This window comes from Streptomyces flavovariabilis, assembly GCF_000725785.1.
GTDB classification, from domain to species: Bacteria; Actinomycetota; Actinomycetes; order Streptomycetales; family Streptomycetaceae; genus Streptomyces; species Streptomyces hawaiiensis.
Genome location: NZ_JNXD01000122.1, coordinates 1 through 248, shown reverse-complemented (window position 1 = coordinate 248; position 248 = coordinate 1). Strand labels below are relative to the sequence as shown.

The following is a 248-nucleotide window of genomic DNA, read 5'->3' as shown; positions in this document are numbered from 1 at the left end:
CCAGCCGATGCTTCGTGCCACCCAGCCTGTCGATCTGCTCGACCGGTGCCTGCTCGTGGATGGTGACACCGAGCCGCGCGGCCGCCTCGGCAAGCCCCTTGGTGAACTTGCCGACGTGCAGCCCCGCGCTCCTGGTCTCGACCATCGCACCGTGGTACGAGTCGGAGCCGATCTCGGTATGGAGTTCGCTCTGGGGAACCAGGCGGGTCTCGAGCCCGAGACGGCCGGACATGATCTCGTGGGTCTTG

1 protein-coding gene is annotated in these 248 nt (G+C 67.3%); it reads right to left on the bottom strand.

Going from position 1 to position 248, the window contains the following annotated elements; translation table 11 throughout:
* Nucleotides 1–232: FAD-dependent oxidoreductase (locus tag IO24_RS0140195; protein WP_234335466.1), on the bottom strand; the 232-nt coding region annotated here is incomplete at its 3' end.
* Nucleotides 233–248: the final 16 nt, after the last annotated feature.